The organism is Pseudomonas sp. 05N434 (assembly GCF_056396965.1).
Window position 1 is genome coordinate 1 of the sequence record NZ_JBFTMK010001173.1, and the last position, 392, is coordinate 392.

Annotated in this window: 2 protein-coding genes; both read right to left on the reverse strand. The window is 55.9% G+C overall.

Annotated features, from left to right (window positions below; genetic code table 11):
* Positions 1 to 148: CvpA family protein (locus tag AC1DLB_RS32300; protein ID WP_477786571.1), on the reverse strand; the 148-nt coding region annotated here is incomplete at its 3' end.
* Between the two features lie 98 nt (positions 149 to 246).
* Positions 247 to 392: SPOR domain-containing protein (locus AC1DLB_RS32305; RefSeq protein ID WP_477786572.1), on the reverse strand; the 146-nt coding region annotated here is incomplete at its 5' end.

The following is a 392-nucleotide window of genomic DNA, read 5'->3' on the forward strand; positions in this document are numbered from 1 at the left end:
ATGAACCACCGAACATCCAGGCAACGACTCCTGCGATGATCCAGGTCAGCAGCGAGAGTGCTTCCTTGACGAAGCCGCGGCTCAGACTGATCAAAGCGGAGATGGCGATGATTGCAACGATCGCCCAGTCAACCCAGGTAAATGGCACAGTGCAGCCTACAGACAGATGAGGCGGCGCATTTTAGCAGAGCCCATGGCTGTCGGTAAGCTGAGATTGTCAGTGCTTTTCAAATCGGGGTGATAGATTTAGCCGCGCTCAGGCTGGAAACGCACCACAAAACCCTTGAGGTTCTGCTGGCGACTCAACAAATCACGCAGACGATCGGCTTCCGCACGCTCGATCAGCGGCCCGACGAACACTCGATTCTTGCCATCGGCGGAGCGAATGTAGG